The organism is Desulfoluna sp. CYM3A, from assembly GCF_056829965.1.
In genome coordinates this window covers 2,385,283-2,408,190 of sequence record NZ_CP186556.1, presented here as the reverse complement: position 1 = coordinate 2,408,190, position 22,908 = coordinate 2,385,283, and the positions used below count along the sequence as shown (strand labels likewise).

General features: G+C 59.3%; 14 protein-coding genes and 1 pseudogene. 11 read left to right on the top strand and 4 right to left on the bottom strand.

Going from position 1 to position 22,908, the window contains the following annotated elements; genetic code table 11:
* The first annotated feature begins 8 nt into the window (after window positions 1-8).
* From ACOYW1_RS12345 to ACOYW1_RS12325, 5 genes are all read left to right on the top strand, one after another.
* Window positions 9-269 (top strand): hypothetical protein, encoded by a 261-nt coding sequence (locus tag ACOYW1_RS12345; protein ID WP_482416222.1) that lies wholly within the window; start codon window positions 9-11, stop codon window positions 267-269.
* A gap of 303 nt (window positions 270-572) precedes the next feature.
* Complete coding sequence (locus ACOYW1_RS12340; protein WP_482416223.1) at window positions 573-1,304, top strand: nucleoside phosphorylase; 732 nt, start codon at window positions 573-575, stop codon at window positions 1,302-1,304.
* Window positions 1,305-1,406: 102 nt separating this feature from the next.
* Window positions 1,407-3,245: a BRCT domain-containing protein gene (locus ACOYW1_RS12335; protein WP_482423031.1), complete on the top strand. Its 1,839-nt coding sequence runs from the start codon at window positions 1,407-1,409 to the stop codon at window positions 3,243-3,245.
* A 225-nt stretch (window positions 3,246-3,470) separates the two neighbouring features.
* On the top strand, window positions 3,471-5,705 hold the full coding sequence (locus ACOYW1_RS12330) for a dynamin family protein (RefSeq protein WP_482423030.1): 2,235 nt from the start codon (window positions 3,471-3,473) through the stop codon (window positions 5,703-5,705).
* A gap of 498 nt (window positions 5,706-6,203) precedes the next feature.
* A complete protein-coding gene (locus ACOYW1_RS12325) occupies window positions 6,204-6,698 on the top strand; it encodes a GNAT family N-acetyltransferase (protein WP_482423029.1) in 495 nt (164 codons plus the stop codon).
* A gap of 76 nt (window positions 6,699-6,774) precedes the next feature.
* Here the strand turns inward: ACOYW1_RS12325 and panF are convergent.
* The 4 genes and pseudogenes from panF to ACOYW1_RS12305 form a co-directional block, all read right to left on the bottom strand.
* Window positions 6,775-8,110 (bottom strand): annotated as a pseudogene (gene panF, locus ACOYW1_RS12320) (sodium/pantothenate symporter).
* A gap of 149 nt (window positions 8,111-8,259) precedes the next feature.
* Window positions 8,260-8,547 carry a YhdT family protein gene (locus ACOYW1_RS12315; RefSeq protein ID WP_482416228.1) on the bottom strand — a complete coding sequence of 96 codons (288 nt, stop codon included), beginning with the start codon at window positions 8,545-8,547 and terminating at the stop codon, window positions 8,260-8,262.
* Between the two features lie 570 nt (window positions 8,548-9,117).
* Window positions 9,118-10,713, bottom strand: coding sequence for a hypothetical protein (locus tag ACOYW1_RS12310; protein WP_482423028.1), 1,596 nt, complete (start codon window positions 10,711-10,713; stop codon window positions 9,118-9,120).
* Between the two features lie 384 nt (window positions 10,714-11,097).
* Window positions 11,098-12,036, bottom strand: a complete 939-nt coding sequence (locus ACOYW1_RS12305) for a DMT family transporter (protein ID WP_482423027.1) — start codon at window positions 12,034-12,036, stop codon at window positions 11,098-11,100.
* A 527-nt stretch (window positions 12,037-12,563) separates the two neighbouring features.
* Here ACOYW1_RS12305 and ACOYW1_RS12300 point away from each other — a divergent pair.
* From ACOYW1_RS12300 to uvrC, 6 genes are all read left to right on the top strand, one after another.
* On the top strand, window positions 12,564-14,546 hold the full coding sequence (locus ACOYW1_RS12300) for an alpha/beta hydrolase (protein WP_482423026.1): 1,983 nt from the start codon (window positions 12,564-12,566) through the stop codon (window positions 14,544-14,546).
* Window positions 14,547-14,995: 449 nt separating this feature from the next.
* Window positions 14,996-16,669 (top strand): glutamine--tRNA ligase/YqeY domain fusion protein, encoded by a 1,674-nt coding sequence (locus ACOYW1_RS12295; RefSeq protein ID WP_482423025.1) that lies wholly within the window; start codon window positions 14,996-14,998, stop codon window positions 16,667-16,669.
* Between the two features lie 129 nt (window positions 16,670-16,798).
* Window positions 16,799-17,278, top strand: coding sequence for a 2-C-methyl-D-erythritol 2,4-cyclodiphosphate synthase (gene ispF / locus ACOYW1_RS12290; protein ID WP_482418860.1), 480 nt, complete (start codon window positions 16,799-16,801; stop codon window positions 17,276-17,278).
* Window positions 17,279-17,518: 240 nt separating this feature from the next.
* The gene (gene cysS / locus ACOYW1_RS12285; RefSeq protein WP_482423024.1) at window positions 17,519-18,961 is read left to right on the top strand and encodes a cysteine--tRNA ligase; all 1,443 of its coding nucleotides are present in this window, start codon (window positions 17,519-17,521) and stop codon (window positions 18,959-18,961) included.
* A gap of 118 nt (window positions 18,962-19,079) precedes the next feature.
* On the top strand, window positions 19,080-21,080 hold the full coding sequence (gene uvrB / locus ACOYW1_RS12280; protein ID WP_482423023.1) for an excinuclease ABC subunit UvrB: 2,001 nt from the start codon (window positions 19,080-19,082) through the stop codon (window positions 21,078-21,080).
* Window positions 21,077-22,903 (top strand): excinuclease ABC subunit UvrC, encoded by a 1,827-nt coding sequence (gene uvrC / locus ACOYW1_RS12275; RefSeq protein WP_482423022.1) that lies wholly within the window; start codon window positions 21,077-21,079, stop codon window positions 22,901-22,903. Before uvrB ends, uvrC begins: the two co-directional genes overlap by 4 nt.
* Window positions 22,904-22,908 lie beyond the last annotated feature (5 nt).

Sequence of the window (22,908 nt, the reverse complement as noted above, 5' to 3'; positions counted from 1 at the left end):
AGGAGTCCATGGCTGGATTTGATCCGGAAAAGGATAAGAAACTCAAAGAGTGGCGATGCGAGGACACCGGTCTTCTTGTCTCCATCAACCAGTACGACAAAGGCGAGCCCAAGGTGCAGATCGGCCCCCGAATCCTCAAGAAAAAGGACGGTACCGACCGAGCCCCCGCCAAGGCGGGTCGCCTCTCCATCAGCGATATCAGCTTTCTGTACGATATCATTGACGATATCAAAGACGAGCTGGAAAACAACCTTGACCCCATGGGGTAACGGGTTGTAGGCCTGCCGGTTTGTCGGCGGGCCATTGACTGATTCAGGCGCCCCGTGCCGGGGCGCCGAAAAATGGGTCCCATGACCTATTGCCGCCCTTTTTGCGTTGCCTCCCCCCAATCCGCGCTTCCTGCCGTCGTTTTCCATGGGGCGGGGCACGTGCCGCTGGTTTCCTGCAATATTGCGAATCCGTTAAATAATCTAAGGTGCCGTTCAGCGATCTATTATATAGTGAGACTGAGGCACGTGTCGGATGGACGCCACGTGTGACGGCGTGATCGGAAAATTAAGGAGGATGCAACCATGACAACAGGCATTGTGACCCCCCCGGAAGGGCCGGAGATTCCCGAAAAGGTGGTCCTTGTGGCCACTCAGCCCGATTTTTCCGAATTGATCAGGACCCTGGACGCCAAGGAAGTCAAAGGCGTTCCCATGCCCATGCGGTTGTTTCGCACCGGCAATGTCGCCGTGGCAGGGCCCTTTATGGGGGCACCCCAGGGCGTGATGCTCCTGGAGAACCTCGTGGCCTGGGGCGGTAAGTATTTTCTGTTTACCGGATGGTGCGGGTCCCTGACAGGCAAGCCCGGCATCGGGGAGACACTGCTCCTCACCGGGGCCTTTGTGGATGAGGGGACGTCGCTTCATTACGGGGTGGAGGCTGTGGGACACTGCGTGGCCCCTTCCGCTTCCCAGACCGCCTTTGTCCGGGAGACCCTGGAGAGGGCCGGCACTTCCGTGTCCGAGGGCAAGGCCTGGACCACCGACGCCATGTACCGCGAGACCCCGGAGCGGATCAACCGGTTCAAGGACCTGGGAGCCATCGCCGTGGAGATGGAGGCCTCGGCCTTTTTCACCGCGGCCCGGTACCGCAAGGCCAAGATGTCCGCGCTGATGACGGTCTCGGATGATGTCTCCGGGTTGAGCTGGAACAAGGGCTTCGGGACACCGGCCTTTAAGGAGGGGCGCAAACGGACCCTTGAGGCCGTGAGCCTTATGGCCGGGCAATCAAGCTGGGGGCAACCCCAGGACGGCTGATAAAACGTTCCGTACGCACGGCCTCGTCTCCTTGGAGGCGGGGCCAAAACGACATGATAAAAAATGACTGGCTGACCTGGCCTGCACGATAGAACGGACTCTATGAATGACATTGAACGGCTCGTTGAAGAGCTGAAGCGGTTGAATGCGGCGTATCGAAACGGAGAGCCCCTGGTTTCCGATGCGGAATACGACGAGAAGGTGGAAGCCCTTCGAGCCATGAATCCGGCCCACCCCTACCTCGGGGCCGTGGAACCGGAGACCTTTAACGGCAAGGGAAAGGTGCGACATCCCGTTCCCATGCTCTCCACGGAAAAAGCGTATAAAATCGAAGATCTCGAGCGCTTTGTTAATCGAGTGGATAAAGCGGCCCTGGAGATCGGGCTCTCCTCCGTGAGCTATCAGGTCATGGCCAAACTCGACGGCCTGGCCGGCAGGGACGACGGCACGGAGTTTGCCACCCGCGGCAACGGCTTTGAAGGCTATGAGATCAGCAGCGCCCTGGCCAAGGGAGTGATTCCCGTGGGCGGGCGCGGCAAGGGGCTCGGCGAGATCGTCATGAGCCTCTCTTATTTTGAAGAGAACCTCAAAGACCACTTCGAACATCCCCGCAACATGGTCGTGGGGATCATCACCTCGGATGTCCTCAACGAACACGCCCAGAAAGCCCTGGAAGACAAGGCGGTGCGCTTTGTCCCTTATTCTGAGCTGAATAAATGGACGGGCAGCGGCCCGGAGATGATCGAGTCCATGGATTCCATCCGCGAGGAGGTCCTTGGCGGGATCGATTACCCGGTGGATGGCCTGGTGGCCGAGGTCACGGACGAGGCCCTGCGTACCCACATGGGTGCCACCAGCCACCACCACCGCTGGCAGATCGCCATCAAGACCCGTGGAGAGAGCGCCGTCACCACTGTGGAGAGCGTCACCTGGCAGGTGGGCCGCACCGGCAAGGTCACCCCGGTGATGGAGGTGAGCCCGGTGAAGGTCTCCGGGGCCACCATCCGCCGCGTCACGGCCCACAACCTGGAGCGCCTCCGCTCCGAGAGCGTAGGTCCCGGTGCCGAGATCGAGATCATTCGAAGCGGGGAGGTGATCCCCAAGCTTGAAAAGGTCCTCACCCCGTCCGAGGAGGTCTCCATCCCCGAGACCTGCCCTGTCTGCGACGCTCCCCTTGAAGAAGACGACAAGTTCTTGCTCTGCGTCAATCCCATGTGCAGCGCCAAGGCCGAGCAGCGCATTGTCCACTGGTTCAAGACCCTGGGCAGCGCGGACTGGTTCGGTAAAAAGACGGTGCAGAAGCTGGTGGAGAAGGGGTACGACACCCTGGAGAAGATCTACAAGCTGAAGGCTGTGGAGTTCCAGGCCCTGGGCTTTGGCCCGGTGCAGTCGGAAAACCTCTACAACGCCTTGGGCATCAGCCGTACCGAGCCCGTGGAAGACTGGCGGTTCCTGGCAGCCTTCGGGGTCCGCAGCCTGGGCAAAAGCGAAGCCCGGAACCTTCTTTCCGTGTTTCCCCTTGCCGAGCTTATCGAGAAAACGGGGGATGAGATCCTTGCCGCCGATATCAGGGGGTTTAAAGGGGCCAAGTGTGAAAACATCGGCACGGGCCTTGCCGTCGTCCGTGAGACCATCCGTCACATGTTGGATCTCGGGTTTCAGCTGGAATTCACCCCCCTGGCCTCCGAGGTGGCCGAGTCCGCTTCGGATTCGCCCCTTTCCGGCAAAGGGGTGGTCTTCACCGGTAAGATGGTGCGGGGAAGCCGGGAGGAGATGCAGGAGATGGCCCGAAAGCTCGGGGCCGTGGTGCAGTCCTCGGTTTCGGGCAAGACCGATTTTCTGGTGTGCGGCGCCAATGTGGGCGCCAAGAAGGTTGAAAAAGCCCGGGAAAAAGGGGTGGAGGTTATCGACGAGGACCGGTTCTATGAGCTGGTGTCCTAAAAGTACGGCATCTCATTGTGGCCTCACCCTTGGGCCCCAGATTGCCAAAGCGCTCTCCCTTCGTTCCTTAAGGGGAGGGCTCTCATGACAGGTCCCATCCGAACCAAACAAAATCGGTCCAGGGGTCCAGGGGATAAGGGTGTTCGGGGTCTTTAGCCATCGAAGGCTGTTTTGACCATAGCTGGTGGGCAGTAACAATTATCAATCATGCGGGTTAAGGTGTTTATGAAGCGATACAAGGAGCTGAAAGAGGAGATTCTTAAAGCGGGCCGTGACTTCAGGGCCCTTTTTTCAAAAGCGGCCGGGGCCATGCCCGTGGCTGACGGGACCTTTGATCGGTGGGAGAGAACCCTGGACGGCATCGACCGCCAGATCGGGGACGAGAGTTTCCGCGTGGCCGTGGTGGGGCCCATCAAGTCCGGCAAGAGCACCTTTGTGAACTCGTTGTTCAAGGGGGATTACCTCAAGCGGGGGGCCGGGGTGGTAACCTCCATCGTTACCCGCATCCATTGCGGGGAGACCCTGGCCTCGGAGCTTACCTTCAAAAGCTGGGACGAGATCAACCGGGAGATTGCCCATGCCGCCGAACTCCTGCCGGGCATGGACCTCGCCGTGGAGGAGACGCCCTTTGACCTGCGTAAGGAGGGGCACCGGGCCGCCCTGGCCGAAGGACTCGAAGGGCTTTCCCGGGACATGCTTATCACCGAAGACGCCCGCAACGTCCACACGGTGCTTCTCTCCTCCTACCTCAAAGGGTATGAGCGCATGGAGGGGATGATCCGCCCCGACGCGGTGACCCGCCGCTTTGAAGGGGATGATTTTGCCTCCCACCGGGACTACTCCGGGGATGAGGTGCTGGCCGTCTACTTGAAGGATGTCTGCCTCACCATCGACACTGTCTCCTGGGACCCCTCGGTGGAGATCGCCGATTGCCAGGGGAGCGATTCCCCCAACCCCCTCCACCTTTCCATGATCCAGGATTATCTGGTTTATGCCGACCTGCTGGTGTACGTCATCAGCTCCCGCACCGGCCTTCGCCGGGCCGATATCCGCTTCCTGACCATGATCCGTGAGATGGGCATCGCCGAGAACACCACCTTTGTGGTGAACTGTGACTTTTCCGAGCACGACTCCGTGGAGAACATGGAGGCCATCGTTGCCAAGATCACCGAAGAACTCTCCCTGCTGATCCCGGAGCCCGAGGTTCACACGGTATCGGCCCTGTACCAGCTCCTGACCTCCCTGGAAGAGACCCTCTCCCAGCGAGACCGCATGCGGTTGGAGCAGTGGCGCCTGGACGAGGCCTTCAGCAGCGCGTCGGTCTCCGGCATGGATGGGTTCATCAAGGCCCTGGAGGAGAAGCTCACCCTGCAGAAGTACTTCATTGCCCTGAACAACCATGCCGAGCGCCAGATGGTCATTGCAAGCGGGGTGCAGCAGTGGATCCGCCTCAACCGGGAGATGCTTACCCGGGACCGGGACAGCGCCTCCCGTCTTGTGTCGGGCCTGACCCATCAGCAGGAGAAGATGACCCATGTCAGGACCATGATCCGAAGCACCCTGGACGGGGCCCTGAAAAAAGTGAAGGGCGACCTCTCCGGCAGGGTGGATCGGTTTTTCGATGCCTCCAGAGGGCAGGTGGTGACCGATGTCATGACCCATATCCGGCAGTACGCGCCGGACTACGGGACCTATGCCACACAGGACGAAGACGAGGACGCCTTTATCCGCGCCATGGGGGCTCTGCACCGCGATTTTCGACAGGACATGGATCGGTTCCTGACCGAAGAGATCTCTCCCAAGATCATCGGCCTTGCCAGGGAGCTGGAAGAGTCCCTCATGGCCGATCTTGACAAGATCACCGCCCCCTACGGGCTGATGATCAACGACACCCTGGGAGATTACCGCCAGGCCGTGGAAGAGCTGGGCCTCACCCTGGGGGAGACCGCCCCCTGCAGCCTTCCTTCCATGGACATGGAGACGGCCAGGAAGGTGTCGGGTATCCGTTTTCCTTCGGTGTCGGCTGTCCTGGACTACTCCCTGCGTGTGCGTGCCGAGGCCATGGTGCGGTTCGGGGCCTACACGGTGATCAATTTTGTCCGGAACCTCCTGAACAAAGCGCCCCAGGATCGTGCGGCCATCTGTGAAAAAGCCCTTGCCGACGGCATGAACCGCACGAGAAAAGAGGCACTGGAGTCCATGGGCCAGCACCTTCGGGATTACAAGGAAGCCCTCAAGGAGGGGTACCTCTACAAACTGGCCGACGCTCTGGCCGATCAGCTTTTTGAACGGCACGCCGAAGGGTTCCATGTTTATATCGGACGCCTCGACGAGCTGACCCGCCGCATCGAAGAGACGGGCAAAGACAAAGAGACGGTCCTGGACGCCATGGACGCCATGGAAAAGGACGCGATCCGTCTCTTCAGGCAAGTGGATCAAGTGAAAATGATGGTGGCATAAGAGCTAAAAGCTGGCCTCCGGCGGCCAGGGGATAAATCCCCTGGACCCTAAGTTTGGGAATGCTCTTTCGCCTTCGTTCCTCAGGCTCATCACATTCCCTGACGGGCTTCGCCCGTGCTGAATATGGAAAGGGGCAATCTTCTGCATCAGGGTCTCTTTCGTTCCCAGGCTCTGCCTGGGAATGCGACACGGAGGCTCTGCCTCCAGAATTGAGATCGCCTCATCCTGTAAGCTCCAGTGTCAAGGTGGGGGAAACTTGTAAACTCATTTGTAACTATTCAGCTTATGCCTCCGGCGGTCTTTCAGGGGTCTAAGGTTATAAAAAAACTTAACAAAAAGGTTTGAAACATTCCTTTTAAATGAATTTTGCGTTTAAAGGCGGATGTGATTTGACCCGAGGAACGAGGGGCAAAACGCATCCGCAACCTGCTTTCAAGGTGGCACACCTTGCCGCCGGAGGCATGTGTTTAAATCTTATTTTAAGGAGTATGGATCGACGTGTCCTTGGTTTTTCGAAATGCGCAGTTGAGTGATGTGGATGTGTGTCATCGTATTGAGTCTTCGCGGTACCCGGAAGATGAAGCGGCAAGCAGGGAGAACATCGAAAAGCGGATTGCAGCTTTTGCCGAGGGGTTCCTTGTGGCTGAGCGGCAGGGGGAGGTTATCGGCTTTGTGAACGGCGGGGCCACCTCCAAGGTGGATCTGGCCGATGAGGAGATCAAGGCGATGATCGGCCACGATCCCAAGGGGGAGAACCTGGTGATCATGTCGGTTGTGGTGGATGAGTCCGTGGCCGGAACCGGCGTTGCCGGGCAGCTCATGAGGGCCTATGTGGCCGGGGCCTGGGAGCAGGGACGCAAAAGCATTTTTCTTCTCTGCAAGACCCACCTCATCTCTTTTTACGAAAAATTCGGATTCCGGTGGATCTGCAAGTCAAACTCCACCCACGGTGGTGCCGAGTGGCACGAGATGGCCGCTGAGGTTCCCGCTTAACGAGTACCGATCATTTCGACTGAAAAAAACACCCCGCAAGAGCGCTCTTGCGGGGTGTTTTTGTTTAGTGAGCTTGTCAGTCACCGGTTCCCCAGAAGAGATCCAGGGTGGCTTTGCCCGGTTTGGGGTTGAGGAGGCTCACAAGGACAAAGACGCCCAGGGTGATGGCCAGGACCGGGACAATGACGTGCATGCCTGCCACCCGTTTTATGTAGACGGCAAAGATGAAGTAGGAGGCCACGCCCACGACCATGGAAGCCAAAGCGCCTTCGGCATTGGCCCGTTTCCAGTAGAGGCCGAGGACCAGGGGCCAGAGAAAAGCGGCCTGGAGCCCTCCGAAGGCAAAGAGGTTGAGCCAGACGATGAGGTCCGGCGGGTTGAAGGATGCGCCGAAGACAATGAGTCCCAGAATTGCCGTGGTGTAGACGCTGAGGCGTTTCACCATGGGGCGTCCGGACTCGTCTGCGTCGTCTGTTCCCGGGACCTCTTTTTTAACGTAGGTGATGTAGAGGTCCTTGACGATGGTGGCCGAGGCGAGGATGAGCTGGGAGTCGATGGTGCTCATGATGGCGGCCAGGGGGCCTGCCAGAAAGATACCTGCAAAGACCGGGGGCAGAACCTTGAGGGTGAGGGCAGGCATGATCTTGTCCCCTGCGGTGAGGCCGGGCACGATGACCCTGCCGAAGGCCCCGCACAGGTGCATGCCGAGCATGAGAAAGCCCAGGACAAAGGTGCCCACGATGATGGCACGGTGCATGGCGCGGCTGTCCTTGTAGCCGAAACAGCGAACGGCCGTGTGGGGGATGCCGATGACCCCGAAGCAGACCAGTACCCAGAAGGAGAGGATAAAGGGTTTGCTCAAGAAGCCGTTGGGGCCTGCCGGGGTGATAAGGGCCGGGTCCACGGCCTGGAGAGAGGCCACCAGGTTGGGGATCCCGCCGCCTGCCTTGATGACTCCTGCGAGCAGGGCTGTGGTGCCCACGAGCATCACCACGCCCTGGACGGCGTCGGTGAGGGCCACGGCCCGGAACCCGCCGATGGTGGTGTAGAGAACCACGGTGGAGGCGAAGATGACGAGGCCGGTGTTGTAGGAGAGGCCGGTCATGCCCTCAAAGAGGCGGGCGCCGCCCACGAACTGGGCCACCATGGCTGCGATGAAGAAGATCACCAGGGCCAGGGATCCGAAGATTACCACCCACTGGTTGTCGTAGCGGGCGCGCAGGATGTCGTTGATGGTGACCGCGTTGATGCGCCGTGCGATGATGGCGTATTTTTTTCCCAGCACCGACAGGGAGAGCCAGGCCGCAGGCAGCTGAGAATGGCCAGGTGCCCAAGTCCCGGCCCATTTTATAGGCGACACCGGGGCCTCCCACAAAGCTGCTGGCACTGGTGTAGGTGGCCACCAGGGTCATGGCCAGGACAAAGCCGCCCATCTGGCGACTGCCGATAAAGTATTCCTCCAGGAAGTTGCCGCTCTTGGAGAGAATCCGGTTGGCGTAGGCGGCCAGGAGATAGACCAGGATCAGATAGACCGCAAGGGGGACGATGAGGGCGGGTTGCATCATGCCTCACCCCCTTTGGGCGTGTCGGTTTTTTCCAGGGAGACCTCCCGGAACAGGAACCGCACCATCAGGGCGGCCAGCAAGGCAAACATGAGAAAACCCGCCACGCAGCTGTAGAAAAACCAGGCCGGGAGTCCCAGGACATAGGTATACTCGGAGACGGGCTTGTCCCCGAATCCGTAAGCGGTGGCATACCACCAGATAAAATAGGCCAAGCTCAAGGCAACGGCAATGGCCGCCTCTTTGTTGGCCTGGATAAAGCGTTTGTCTGTTTGGCGTTTCTTCAAAACCCTTCCCCCTTGAAAAATCAGCAGAATAGCTCTCTGTCCGCGTGGCAGATCAACGTCCGGTAAGTCGTCCATTGATCATCCAGCGCGCCCTGCACCATAGGTTGCGCACTATACCATGGAGGGCCGAGGGATGACCACCGGATTTCAAAAATAGAACATCCATTCCTTTTGCCTGTCCGGGGGAGGGGAACATTCGGGAATATGAGGTAGGGTGCACTTGCGCACCGCCGAAGCGCCGCACCGCTCACCAAAGCCGATGAGGTTGGTGGCTTTTTGCATCGTATAAACTAGGGAGAAGGGTGTAGATTCCCCGGGACCATGGTACGCGGGGCGAGACCCTACGGTGCGACGCGTGAATATCGGTGTCGGGGATATGGGGTAGGGTGCCCTTGCGCACCGCCCATCAAATCCGATGCGGTTGGTGGTTTGTTGTACAGGGCTTTCCCTTCGCCAGCCACCACACCAAAAAAGGCCGGGAGATCCCGGGGAGGGATATCCCGGCCCCATTCCACTGGTCAAGGCCGGATTGGGTAGCCGAGGAGGCGGCCTCTTGCAGGGAGGGGGAAGCTAGAAGAAGAACTCCAGTTTGTGGTACAGGGCGTAGGTGTCTTCTGTGGCGGTGCCGCCGCTGCGATCTTCCCAGTAATCCCCTGCCTGGAGGAAGGCTGCTACACCGCTGTAGACGAGGTTGTCCATGATGTTCCAGCTGAAAGTCAGGTCGTATTCGATGCCGTGGTCGTCGTCGACGGTGCCCGGGGTGTCGTCGGCCTTGGAGCTGGCGATGAGGGCGCCCAAGTTTACGGTGTTGTCAAAGCAGGTGTAGTTGACCCCGGCGTACATCATGCGGTAGCCGTCCAGAACCGCGGTGTAAGCGGTGCCGAAGCCGTCGCCGATGAGGTTGCCCAGGCCGTCGCCCAGGGTGGTGTTCATGCCGTGCTCGTCACTGGTGAGGATAAATGCCTTGGCCCAGTCCGAGCCCGGGGCCACGTAGCCCATGTTGATGTAGCTGGCGTCGGTGTAGTCGGCGTCGCCGGTGGTGATGGCGTACCCGGCCTGGAGGGTGAAGTCCGCAATGTCGTAGCGAAGTTCACCGAACCAGGCGTAGCCTTCCACGTCCCGGTGGTAGCTGTTGGCGTCGTATTCTGCCTCGCCGAAGATGTAATCCAGCTCCGTGGTGATGCCCAGGGGCCCGAATTTGCCGTCGAAGTAGGGGGCCAGGAGAAAGACCTTGGCTTCGGTTGTGGCGCCGCGGGGCAGGGCCTGGAGGGCGGCAGCTGCTTGCAGGGCCTCCGATGAGGCCGCGAATGGCGCGGCTTGCTGACCAGTACTTCCCGCTTGCGCAAGTGCATTTGCAGCCAAGGTACCGTATGTTGCGGCCAATGTACCATTACCATCGGTTGCAGCTGCGGTGGCAAGGGCTTGGTAAGTAGCTGCATCGACCCCGAAGCTTTGGGCTTGTGCGACAAGGCTGTCGAACTGAGCCTTGTCTGCCGTGGCCTGCTCGGCTCCCCCGGCATTCTCAAGGTCGGTGCTCAGCTTGGCCTGGTAGGGGTCCTGAAAGAGGTGAAAGTTGTAAAAGGCGGTGAGCAGGCCTGTGCTGTACCTTTTGGTCTTGTAGGTGGCACCGATGTAGTACTTGTCGTTGTCGTCATTGGTGATGTGGTCGTTTTTGGCGTTTTCCGTGACCTTTTCGGCCACGGCCCCGATGTAGAGTTTGTTTTCGCCGATGGGGATGGGGGTGACGAGCTTGATGCGGTCGGTGTCGGTCTCGTCGTCGGACCAGCTGGTGCCCCAGACCACACCCTGCATGCGACCGATGGAGAGGAGGCCGATGGGGGTGATGATTTCCGCGTAGGCTCGGTCGAAGTCAAAGTTGTCGTCGTCTTCGTTGTTGTCAAAGGCGGAGTCCCTGGAGCTGAGAACCTTGTCGAGGGCGTCGAAGCGGGTGATGATCTTGATGTTGTCGGTGATCTGGGCCTCGGTGAGGACACGAAGCCGCATTTCCCTGAAGCTGTCGGTGGAGTCGCTCTTCTGAAGGGTGGCGTTTTCGTTGTTAACGCCTTCGAACTGGAGGCTGCCGCTTATATCCAGATCCAGGGCGAGGGCTGGGGAAGCAATCAGCATCGAAAGAACGAGGGGAAGGAAAAGCAGGCATCGTCTCATGTTTTCGTCTCCTTTGAGTGACATAGGTACCGGTGTGTGACCTGAAGTAAGGCACATAAACAACGTTTTGTGTCGGCGCGACTCAAAACCGGATCCGCCATGGGCAATGTCTCAAAATAACTCAACTGAGGGAGATGTTAGTATGCGTAAACGATGTTATTTTACCCGAAATTAAATGTCAAGTGCTATCGCAAGTAACGGCACGCTTTTTACGGGTGTCTTATTAAGCGAAACCAAGACGCTTTTGTGTGGAGTGTTAAGGGAACTTTTTCCTCGTTAAAAGGGGAGGGGGGAAAGGCTTTCTAAGCGGTGGGTCTTTTTTCTTATATACCTAACTGGGCCACCGGGTGACGTATCCGAATTGAGGAGGACCTCTGCGGATATTCACCCGGTGATGGCATGGGGGGTGAGAAAAGGCGTCTCATCACCCCCTGGCGGTCGGCGTGGCCTTTTTCGGGGCCATGGCCAGGTAGCGCACGCCCGGAGGTAGAAGGCTCCGAGCCACCCGACGAGGGTGAGGGCGGGTTCGGCGGCGATGACAGGGCCCAGGAGTGCGGCCAGAAGGATGCGGGAAGACGAGATGATGCTTCCTTCCACGGCGGTGACAAACCGGAACCCAAAGGTGATGAAGACCTGCCCCATGACGCTCACCACCGAACAGAGCCCCACAAAGAAGAGGGCTTTGCCGCCGGGCCAGACAATGCGGTCCCGGAAGAGAAGAAAGATGATGACACACCCCAGGGCGAACATGAAAAAGAGGGTGGTCTCCGTGGAGTGGACCCGCCGCGAGAGGTTGAGGTAGATGATGGCCACCGACGCGCTGATGCCCGATCCCAGTCCCCAGAGGGAGTTGATATTGAAGTGGGAGAAGAGGCCGCTGTGGACCATGTCCGGCACGAGGATCATCACCACCCCGGCAAAAGCAATGAGGACCACGCAGATGGATGCGTAGTTGCGCTCATCCTTCAGGGTAAACCAGCTCACCAGGGCCACAAACAGAGGATAGGTCATGTTGAGGATATTGCCCTCGGCTACGCTGGTGAGGTCCACGGCCTTGAAAAAACAGTAGACGGCCATGGTGTTGGCCAGGGTCCTGCCGATGAGATAGTGCCAGTTTACAGGCTTAGGCGGCCGTTTTTTCATGACGAGGAGGACGCCGACCATGACGAACCCCAGGAAAAAGCGTCCGAAGACGAAGTTGGCCGAATCGATGGTTACCCCGCTGAGTCTTGCCCATCTGAGGGCGGCGGTGGCGAGGTAGAAGCAGACGGCCGATGCAAAGACCGATGAAAATCCGAGTAATTTGTTGGACGGCTGGCTCATAAGGCAATGGTTCGGGCGGGCATGCCCGTATTTGGTTTTATATAAGGTGGCGCCGGGATGTCATCAGGGCCAACGGGTCACAAAGGGGACCATTCCGGAGGGGACGGAGGAGGAAAAGGCAGGGAGGGGACTCGGGCTGCTCTTTTCCGCCCATGTGTCCCGTGCCGGTCAGACGGCCTGCTGCACTATGCAACCATGCAAATGGATTTGCCTATTGCAGGAATTGTCAATGGGTATGGACTTTTGAAACCAAACCCTGTTTAATGTTCGTGTCCGTATCCCCTCACGGGATCTGTTTCTCACCCTTCACGCTGACACATCCTGTTTTTCGGAGAGACTGATCATGAACCGATTTGCCTTTCATTCCACCGGACTGGCCATCAAGGCCATCTATGACATGGCCCGCGCCCGGGTGAACCTGTACGGTGAGGAAAACATCCCCGACGGGTCCGTCATCTTTGCCGTGAACCATTTCACCCGCATTGAAACCATTTTCCTTCCCCTGCACCTTCGGAAACCGCAGTGCTGTGTGGTCCCTGGCCGATTCCGCCCTGTTCAAGGGGTTCGTGGGGGACTTCATCAGCGAGGCCGGGGCGGTTTCCACGCGGGACCCGGACCGGGACAGGCTCATGGTGAAGACCCTGCTTACCGGTGAGGCCAACTGGGTGATTTTTCCGGAAGGGCGCATGGTCAAGACCAAGAAAATTTACGAAAACGGGGAGTTCGTGATTCGCGCCGAGGGAGGCCCTCATCCGCCCCGAACCGGTGCGGCCACCCTGGGCCTGCGCACGGAGTTTTACAGGGAGCGCCTGAAGGTGATGCAGGAGAAGAAGCCGGAAGAGTATCTGCGCCTGCTGGCGATGTTTGGCATGGAGGCGTCCGAGGCCAGGTTGGACCAGGCCACCTCCATCGTGCCGGTGAACATTACCTACTACCCCTTGCGGGCCCGGGAGTCCATCATCAGCCGCATCACCGGTTCCCTGCTGGACAATCCCTCCACCCGTACCCTGGAAGAGCTCATGACCGAGGGGAGCATGCTCCTGGACGGGGTGGACGTGGATGTCCGGTTCGGCAAGCCCATCAAGGTGCGGCCCTATCTCAAGAATCCGGTGGTGGCCTGGGACATCGCCACCACCGACCCCATCAACTTCGACGACCCCATCAACTCCAGGGACGTGCTCCGGGAAGCCTCGCGTACCTTGATGAAGGCCTACATGAGGGCCATCTACAGCATGACCACGGTGAACCACGACCACATTTTCGCCCTGCTGATGATGCGCCACAGAAGCGATTACATCGACCCCATGGATTTGAAGACCCGGGCCTTTGTGGTGAGCGACTGGCTTCGCAAGCAGATCGGGATCTACATCCACTCCAGCCTGGAGGATTCCCAGAGCCACCTGCTCACCGACGACCGGTACGAAAAATTTTCCAACATCATGGAGGTGGCCGAGGCCAAGGGGGTGGTGAGGCGAAGCGAAGAGGGGGACATCATCCGCAACACCGAGCTGTTGGGGGACGAAGGGCAGTTCCATACCCTGCGCATCCAGAATCCCTTGATGGTGATGGCCAACGAGGTGGAGCCCCTGACGGATTTCACCGCCTTTGTGGACCAGGTGGCCCGGGAGCCCGCTGCCCAGGTGCGGAGGCGGATTTTCGGGCTGTTGATGGAGAAGGGGATCAATGACTTCACCAAAGACCGCGAGGCTTTTTTCATCGATGGGGAGACCAAGCCCGCTGAGATCGGGAGTCCCTGTCTCCTCAAGGGGGACGAGGAGAGGCGGGGTGTCCTTCTCGTCCATGGATACATGGCGGCCCCGGCAGAAGTCAGGGGCCTTGCCGACGAACTCCAGCGCCATGGCTACTGGGTTTACATGCCGCGGCTCCAGGGTCACGGCACCGCCCCCGAGGACCTTGCCGAGCAGCGCTACCTGAACTGGGTGGTCTCGGTGGAGGAGGGGTACGCCCTGCTGAAGAACATGTGCGATACCCTGTTTGTGGGGGGCTTTTCCATGGGCGCGGGGCTGGCCCTGGACCTTGTGACCCGCATTGCCGGAGCCGACGGGGTGAAAGGGGTCTTTGCCGTGGCCCCGCCCATGAAACTCCAAGACTATTCCAGCCGGTTCGTGCCGGCGGTGGACACCTGGAATGCTCTCATGAAGCGCTTGCGCATCGATCGGGTGCGCAAGGAGTTCATTGAGAACCGGCCGGAGAACCCCCACATCAACTACGCGCGCAACCCCGTTTCCGGGATTCGGGAGATCGATCGCCTCATGGACCAGCTGGCACCCAAGCTCGAAGAGATCACCATGCCCGCCCTCATCGTGCAGTCGGCCCGGGATCCTGTGGTGAGCCCCAAGGGAAGCCGGAAGATTTTTGATCGCATCGCCTCCGAAGACAAGGAGTACCGGCTTTTCAATTTTTCCCGACATGGGATTCTTCTCCATGAGGGGAGCGAAAAGGTCTACCGGGCCGTGGTCGAGTTCCTGGCCGACCACCGGCAGGGTTAACGCATTTAGATTTTTGCCTCCGGCGGCCCTGCCGGGGGCCAAACGTTTGCCAATTTAGATGCCTTGGGTTTGACAAACAGGTTTTGTTTTTTGAAGATGCGTTACTACAGAGCATAGCCCCTCTTCTTTTTTAATTTATAAAGGCGCTTATCTCCAGCCCCTGCGGGGCTTGAGATAAGCGCCTTGATTACCGGAACGTTTTTGCGGAGCTTTTTTCAAAAAGCGACCCGCCGGAGGCAACTGATTTTTTACATGCGTTGCCCCTGCGACCACCGGTGATTCCTTTTGTGTTGGCACGGGGGTTGTGATAAAAATATCGATTTTGAGCAGAAGACCGCCGCAGGGAACAGGGCCACCTTTACGCAGGAAGGGCCCGTTTCCTGCGTTTCATAACTTCAGACGACACCATCACACAACAACGGGTGTGAGCCAAGAGGGAGCTGCCGTACATGAGCGAGACCGAAAACAAACCGGTTGATTTTATTCGAAACATCATTAACGAAGACCTGGCTTCCGGGAAACACGAAGGCGTGGTGACCCGTTTCCCGCCCGAGCCCAACGGCTACCTTCATATAGGACACGCCAAGTCCCTCTGCCTCAACTTCGGCATTGCCGAGGAGTACGAGGGGGCTGTCTGCAACCTGCGTTTCGACGACACCAACCCGGAAAAAGAGGACGTGGAGTACATCGACGCCATCAAGGCAGACGTCTCCTGGCTGGGCTTCTCCTGGAACGGTGAGCCCCGGTACGCCTCCGATTACTTTGAGGCCCTCTACGCCTACGCCGTGGAGCTGGTCAAGATGGGCAAGGCCTATGTGGACAGCCTCACCGCCGAAGAGATTCGTGAGTACCGCGGCACCCTCACCGAGCCGGGCAAGAACAGCCCCTACCGGGACCGCAGCGTGGAAGAGAACCTGGCCCTTTTGGAGGGCATGAAACGGGGTGATTTCGAGGAGGGCACCCATATCCTCCGAGCCAAGATTGATATGGCCTCTCCCAACATGAACATGCGGGACCCGGCCATCTACCGAATCCGCAAGGCCGATCACCACCGCACCGGCGATGCCTGGTGCATCTACCCCATGTACGATTTTACCCACTGCCTCTCCGACGCCATGGAGGGCATCACCCACTCCCTATGTACCCTGGAGTTTGCCGACCACCGCCCCTTATACGACTGGGTGCTGGAGACCCTCAAGACCCCGAGCCATCCCCAGCAGATCGAGTTCTCCCGGCTCAACATCAGCTACACGGTCCTCAGCAAGCGAAAGCTCCTTCAGTTGGTGGACCAGGGCCATGTCAGCGGGTGGGACGATCCGCGCATGCCCACCATCAGCGGGATCCGCAGGCGCGGCTATACCCCCGAGGCCCTGCGCAACTTCTGCCGCCGCATCGGTATCTCCAAAAAGGAGAGCCGCATTGACTACACCATCCTGGAAGACTGCGTCCGTGAGGATCTGAACGAAAAGGCACCCCGGGTCATGGGTGTACTGGCGCCCCTCAAGGTCACCGTCACCAACTACCCCGAAGACCTGGTGGAGGAGATGGACGTCATGAACCATCCCCAGAAACCGGAGATGGGCACGCGCAAGGTGCCCTTCTGCAGGGAACTCTACATCGAGCAGAACGATTTCATGGAAGAGCCCCCCAAGAAGTTCTTCCGCCTGGGACCCGGCCGTGAGGTGCGCCTCCGAAGCGCCTACTACCTCACCTGTACCGACGTGGTGAAGAATGATGCCGGCGAGGTGGTGGAACTCCTCTGCACCTACGACCCCGAGTCCAAAGGGGGCTCCACCCCTGACAACCGCAAGGTCAAGGGCACCATTCACTGGGTCTCCGCCCGCCACGCCGTCAACGCCGAGGTCCGGCTCTACGATCGCCTCTTCAAGGTGGAAAACCCGGAAAAAGAAGGGGACTCCTTTCTGGATAACCTTAACCCCGATTCCCTTACCGTTCTTGCAGACTGCAAAGTGGGACCAAGAGGGAGTGAGAGAAGAACGACAACGGGGCCTTCTTTCAGTTTGAACGCACCGGGTACTTTAACCTCGATCCCGTGGACAGCACCCCTGAAAAGCCGGTGTTCAACCGCACCGCCACCCTGCGTGACGCCTGGGCCAAGATGAACAAATAAGAGCCGGGAAAAAACGCCTTCGGCGGCCCTGCCGGGGGCCAAACTTTTAAAAAAGTTTGACAAACAGGCCTTGGAAGCATTTGCAACCTGGCTCATCCCCTGGCGGTGGAGGCAAAACGTGATACGAATAGGAAAAGGGTATGATGTTCATCGCCTGGTGGAAGGGCGTGAACTTGTTCTGGGTGGGGTGACCGTGCCTTATGAGAAAGGGCTCCTGGGGCACTCCGATGCCGATGTGCTTCTCCACGCGGTGTGTGACGCCCTGTTGGGCGCGGCGGGCCTGGGGGATATCGGGGAGCATTTCCCGGACAGCGACCCCCGTTTCAAGGGGATCAGCAGCCTGGTGCTGCTGGCCCACTGCACGGCTCTGTTGGGGGAGAAGGGGTATGAGGTGGTGAACATCGATGCCACCCTCATGGCGGAAAGGCCGAAAATTTCCCCCTACAAGGCGGCCATGCGGGAGAATATCGCAGAGGTCCTCTGCCTGGACCCGGACGCGGTAAACATCAAGGCCACCACCACCGAGGGGCTGGGGCCTGTGGGGCGCGGGGAGGGCATGGCGGCTCTTTGCGCGGCCCTCATACAAAAAGTGGAGAGCTGAATCCGTGCCTGCCCTGGGTGTGGCCCACAGCGATTCATTGCAGATTTATCCTTTGGTCGCCCCTCTGATGCCTTGACAGGGGCGGCAATCGTGATGATTATCTAAACTGACTTTTACAGAAGAGGGCCCCGGTGACGGGGCTTGAGCGTTGAGGGCGGCACAACGGCCCTGCAGCGGATACATAAGGCGGCACACAGCGTGCCCGAATGATAACGACAGAGAAGAGACGGTGAACTGAGCATGGCGCTTCGCATTTACAACACATTGTCCGGACAGAAAGAAGAGTTTCAACCCATCGAAGAGGGCGAGGTCAAGATGTACGTCTGTGGGCCTACGGTCTACGACTCCAGCCATATCGGCCATGCCCGATCCGTGATCTTCTTCGACGTGGTGTACCGCTACCTCAAAGGCCTGGGCCTGGATGTGACCTATGCTCGAAACTTCACCGATATCGACGACAAGATCATCAACCGTGCCGAGCAGCTTGGGGTAACGGCCAAGGCCGTGGCCGAGAAGTACATGGACGAGTTCCATCGGGACATGGACGCCCTGCACGTCAAGCGTCCGGATCTTGCCCCCCTGGCCACCGAGCACATTGACGACATCATCGCCCTGATTACGCGACTCATCGACAAGGGCAAGGCCTACCCCGTGGACGGAGACGTCTACTTCCGCGTCACCTCCTTTGACGGCTACGGCAAGCTCTCCGGCCGGAAACTGGAGGACATGGAGGCCGGGGCCCGTATCGAGGTGGACGACCGCAAGGAGAACCCCTTTGACTTTGCCCTGTGGAAGGCCCAGAAACCGGGTGAGCCCGCCTGGGAAAGCCCCTGGGGCATGGGACGGCCCGGCTGGCACATTGAGTGCTCGGCCATGAGCTCCCGTCTTCTCGGGGAGACCATCGATATCCACGGCGGCGGCAAAGACCTGATCTTTCCCCACCACGAAAACGAGATCGCCCAGTCCGAGGCGGCTTTCGACGCCCCTTTTGTGAAGTACTGGATGCACAACGGCTTTGTGAACATCAACGCCGAGAAGATGTCCAAGTCCCTGGGCAACACCACCATGATCAAGGATGTCCTCAAGAACTATCATCCTGAGGCGGTGCGTCTCTTCCTGCTCTCCAACCACTACCGCAGCCCCATCGATTACAACGAGCAGGCCATGAAAGAGGCCGCAGGCAACCTCGACAAGCTCTACACCCTGCTGCGTCGCATCTCCGATGAGTTCGGTAACCTGAGCATCCTGCGGCTCCAGTCGTTCAACAACAAGTTCGGGGACCTCTTCCGTGAGTTCTGCGAAGGCATGGAAGACGACTTCAACACGGCTCGCGGTATGGCGGCCCTGTTCGAAGCCCTTCGCGCCACGAACCGCACCATCGACGAGATGACCGATGAGAACGCCTTTGAGTCCAAGATCGAGATCGACGGGCACATGGTGGACTTGTTCAAGATGGCCAACATCCTCGGGATACTCAACGAGAATCCGTATGAGTACTTTGAGGCCAAGAAGGACAAATCCGGAGTGGACGCAAGCCGCGTGGAGGCCCTGATTCAGGAACGGGCCGAGGTGCGCAAGGCCAAAAACTTTCAGCGGGCCGATGAGATCCGCGAAGAATTGACCGCCATGGGGGTCGCCATTGAAGACGGCCCCGGCGGCACCACCTGGAAGATGATGGACTAGGCCACGGCGCTGTTCACCCCTTCCGGGACCATCAATCGATAAAAAAAAGCGGCCCGGCATACGGACCGCTTTTTTTTGTGTATATCGGGACTCCCCGCAGACAGGCAGGTTTATCGCCATGGAACCATTTAAAATTGTATCGTCATTCACCCCCCAGGGCGATCAGCCCAAGGCGATCCGCCGCCTGGTAAAGGAGCTGAACAAGGGAACCGCCAATCAGGTCCTTCTGGGGGTGACGGGGTCGGGCAAGACCTTCACCATGGCCCACGTGGTGGAGCAGACCCAGCGTCCCACCCTGGTGCTGGCCCCCAACAAGATCCTGGCGGCCCAGCTCTACAGCGAGTTCCGGGAGCTTTTTCCGGACAACGCCGTGGAGTACTTTGTTAGCTATTACGACTACTACCAGCCGGAAGCGTACATTCCCAGCAGCGACACCTACATCCAGAAAGACTCGGCCATCAACGAGCTCATCGACAAGATGCGCCATTCGGCAACCCGCAACGTCCTGTCGCGACGGGATGTCATCGTGGTGGCCAGTGTCTCCTGTATCTACGGACTCGGGGCGCCGGAGGACTACCTGGCCCTGAGGGTGGAGCTCTCCACCGGGGATGAGCGGAGCCGGGAGTCTCTGCTCACGGATCTTGTCTCCATCCAGTACGAACGCAGCGACATCGATTTTCACCGGGGCTCCTTCCGTGTGCGGGGGGACCGGGTGGAGATTTTCCCGGCCTACGAGGAGAAGGTGGCCGTGCGGGTTGAATTTTTCGGGGACGAGGTCGACACCCTGGCCGAGTTCGACCCCCTCACGGGCAAGACCCTGCGAAAGCTCAAGCGCACCGTCATCTATCCGGCCAGTCACTACGTTACCCGCAAGAGCACCCTCAAGAAGATGCTCAGCAATGTGGAGGTGGAGCTCAAGGACCGTGTGGAGCACTTCCATCGGCTTAACAAGCTCATTGAGGCCCAGCGCATCGACGAACGGACCCGCCTGGATCTTGAGATGCTTCGGGAGATCGGTTACTGCAACGGCATCGAGAACTACTCCCGGTATCTTTCCGGGCGCAATGCAGGGGAGGCGCCGCCCACCCTCCTGGACTATTTCCCCGACGATTTTCTCCTGCTGGTGGACGAGAGCCACATCGCCCTTCCGCAGGTGCGGGCCATGTACAAGGGGGACCGCTCACGCAAGGAGACCCTGGTGGGCTACGGCTTTCGCCTGCCCTCGGCCCTGGACAACCGGCCCCTGAAGTTCGAGGAGTTCGAAAACAAGCGCGGGCAGGCCATTTTTGTCTCCGCCACCCCTGCGGAGTACGAGATGGAGGCTGCAGACGGCATGGTGGTGGAGCAGATCGTCCGCCCCACGGGTCTGGTGGATCCCGAAATCGTGGTGAAGCCCGCCGAGAATCAGGTGGACGATCTCTACGAAGAGATCCGAAAACGCCTGGCGGCTCGGGAGCGGGTGCTGGTCACCACCCTGACCAAGCGCATGGCCGAGGACCTCACCGACTACCTCACCGATCTTGGGGTACGGGTGCGCTACATGCACTCGGACGTCAAGACCATGGAGCGCATCGAGATTGTCCGGGATCTGCGCCTGGGCAAGTTCGACGTGCTGGTGGGTATCAACCTCCTGCGGGAGGGCCTTGATATCCCGGAGGTCTCCCTGGTGGCGGTTCTGGACGCCGATAAAGAGGGCTTCCTCCGGTCGGAGCGGTCCCTGGTACAGACCTGCGGCAGGGCCGCGCGAAACGCCAACGGCAAGGTGATTCTCTATGGGGATAACATCACCGGCTCCATGCAGTACGCCATGGACGAGACCAAGCGTCGACGGGCCATCCAGATGGCGTACAACGAAAAGCACGGCATTGTTCCGGCCACCATCTCCCGGGAGATTCAGAGCAGCTTCGGGGAGCTTTACCATTTTGACGACGAAACCGCGGATGACGCGGTGATGGAAGAGGTGGCCGAGTACGGGGCTGAGTCCATGGACGACGGCGCCCTCCTGGAGACTCTGGAGGCCTCCATGCAGGAGGCGGCCCGGAACCTGGAGTTTGAAAAGGCCGCTCGCCTGCGGGACCAGATTCAGGAGATCAGGAAGCGGATAGGGGAGGCGTCGTGAACCAGGGAATCATGATTCCGGAGGCCCTGGCCGAGCAGTTGAACTGCCTTGTGACGGACCCGGGGGTGTACCGGTTCAAAGACGAAAAGGGGACCGTCATCTATGTGGGCAAGGCCAAGAATCTGAAGAAGCGGGTCTCCAGCTACTTTAACCGCACACACACAGACCCCAAGACTGCGGCCCTGGTCCGCAAGGTGGTCTCCCTGGATACCGTGGTGACGGCCACGGAAAAAGAGGCGCTTATTCTGGAGAGCAGCCTCATTACCCGCCACAAGCCCCGTTACAACATTATCCTCAAGGACGATAAGCGCTATCCCTCCCTGCGGATAGACCCCAACGAGGAGTGGCCGGGCCTGGCCATCGTACGCCGTATTGAAAAGGACGGGGCTCTCTATTTCGGCCCCTACACCTCGTCTTCGGCCGTGCACGCCACGGTGAAGTTCATCAACCGTCACTTTAAGCTGAGAAAATGCACCAACAGTACCCTCAAGAGCAGGTCTCGGCCCTGTCTCAATCACCAGATGGGTCTCTGCCTGGCCCCGTGCTGCCTGGATGTTTCCCGCGAGGCCTACATGGAGATGGTCTCTCAGGTCATCCTGTTTCTTAAAGGGCGCACCCCGGAGCTGGTGGAGAGCCTGAGGGCAGAGATGGTTCGGTGCGCCACCGAGGAGCGCTTTGAAGAGGCGGCCGAGTTGAGGGATCGCCTCTTTGCCGTGGAGAAGACCCTTGAAAAGCAGGTGGTGGTGGCTACGGACATGGGGGACAGGGACGTGGTGGATGTCTGCATGCACGGGCCTGCGGTCTGCATCACGCTGATGCAGGTGCGCGGCGGTGTGCTCCTGGGGAGCCGGAGCGTTCATCTCCTGGAGACCATGGCCGGGCCCGAAGAGGTGGCGGAGAATTTTATCTGCCAGTACTACGAAAAGCACGCGGCCCCTTCCGAGGTGCTGGTTTCCCATCGTTTTGACGGGGTTGAGACCGTATCCGACCATCTGCGGGAGACCGCCGGACGCCGCGTGCAGCTTCTGTTTCCCTCCCGGGGGGAAAAGGCAAAGCTCATGGCCATGGCCCGCAAAAACGGAGAAAAACGCCTGGAGGAGATCATGTCCGGGGCGGACGCGGACCGCAAGGTTTTAGAGAACCTCATGAAACGCCTGGGCATGGACCGGCTTCCCGAGCGCATCGAGTCCTACGACAACTCCAACACGGCGGGCAATGACCCGGTTTCGGGGATGGTGGTGTTTGAAAACGGGCGGCCCAAGAAGAGCGACTACCGAACATTCCGCATCAAGGCCGATACGCGGTACGACGACTACGCCTCCATGGCCGAGGTGCTCACCCGGCGCTTCGGGGACCCTGTGAAACGGGAGCCCCTGCCGGATCTTTTGATGGTGGACGGCGGAAAAGGGCAGCTCAATGTGGCGACTCGGGTCCTGGAGGAGCTGGGGCTTCTGGGGGCTTTTACGGTGATCGGCATTGCCAAGATGCGCGAGGAGGCCGGTGAGACCCAGGACAAAATTTATCTTCCCGGGCGTTCCAACCCCGTGAACATGGGGATGCAGCCCGACCTGCTCCTCTTCCTTCAGCGCATGCGGGACGAAGTGCACCGGTTTGCCATCACCTTTCAGCGTCGTGTGCGCGGCAAGCGGTCGGTTTCTTCGAAACTGGACCATGTGCCCGGGGTGGGGAAGAAGAGGAAGACCATGCTCCTCAAACATTTCGGGGGGATTACGGCCATGAAGGCCGCGTCTCAAGACGAGCTGGCGGCCCTGCCCGGCATCACGCAGGAGATTGCCGGCGCCATCCGGCGCGCCCTGGAGTGATCCTT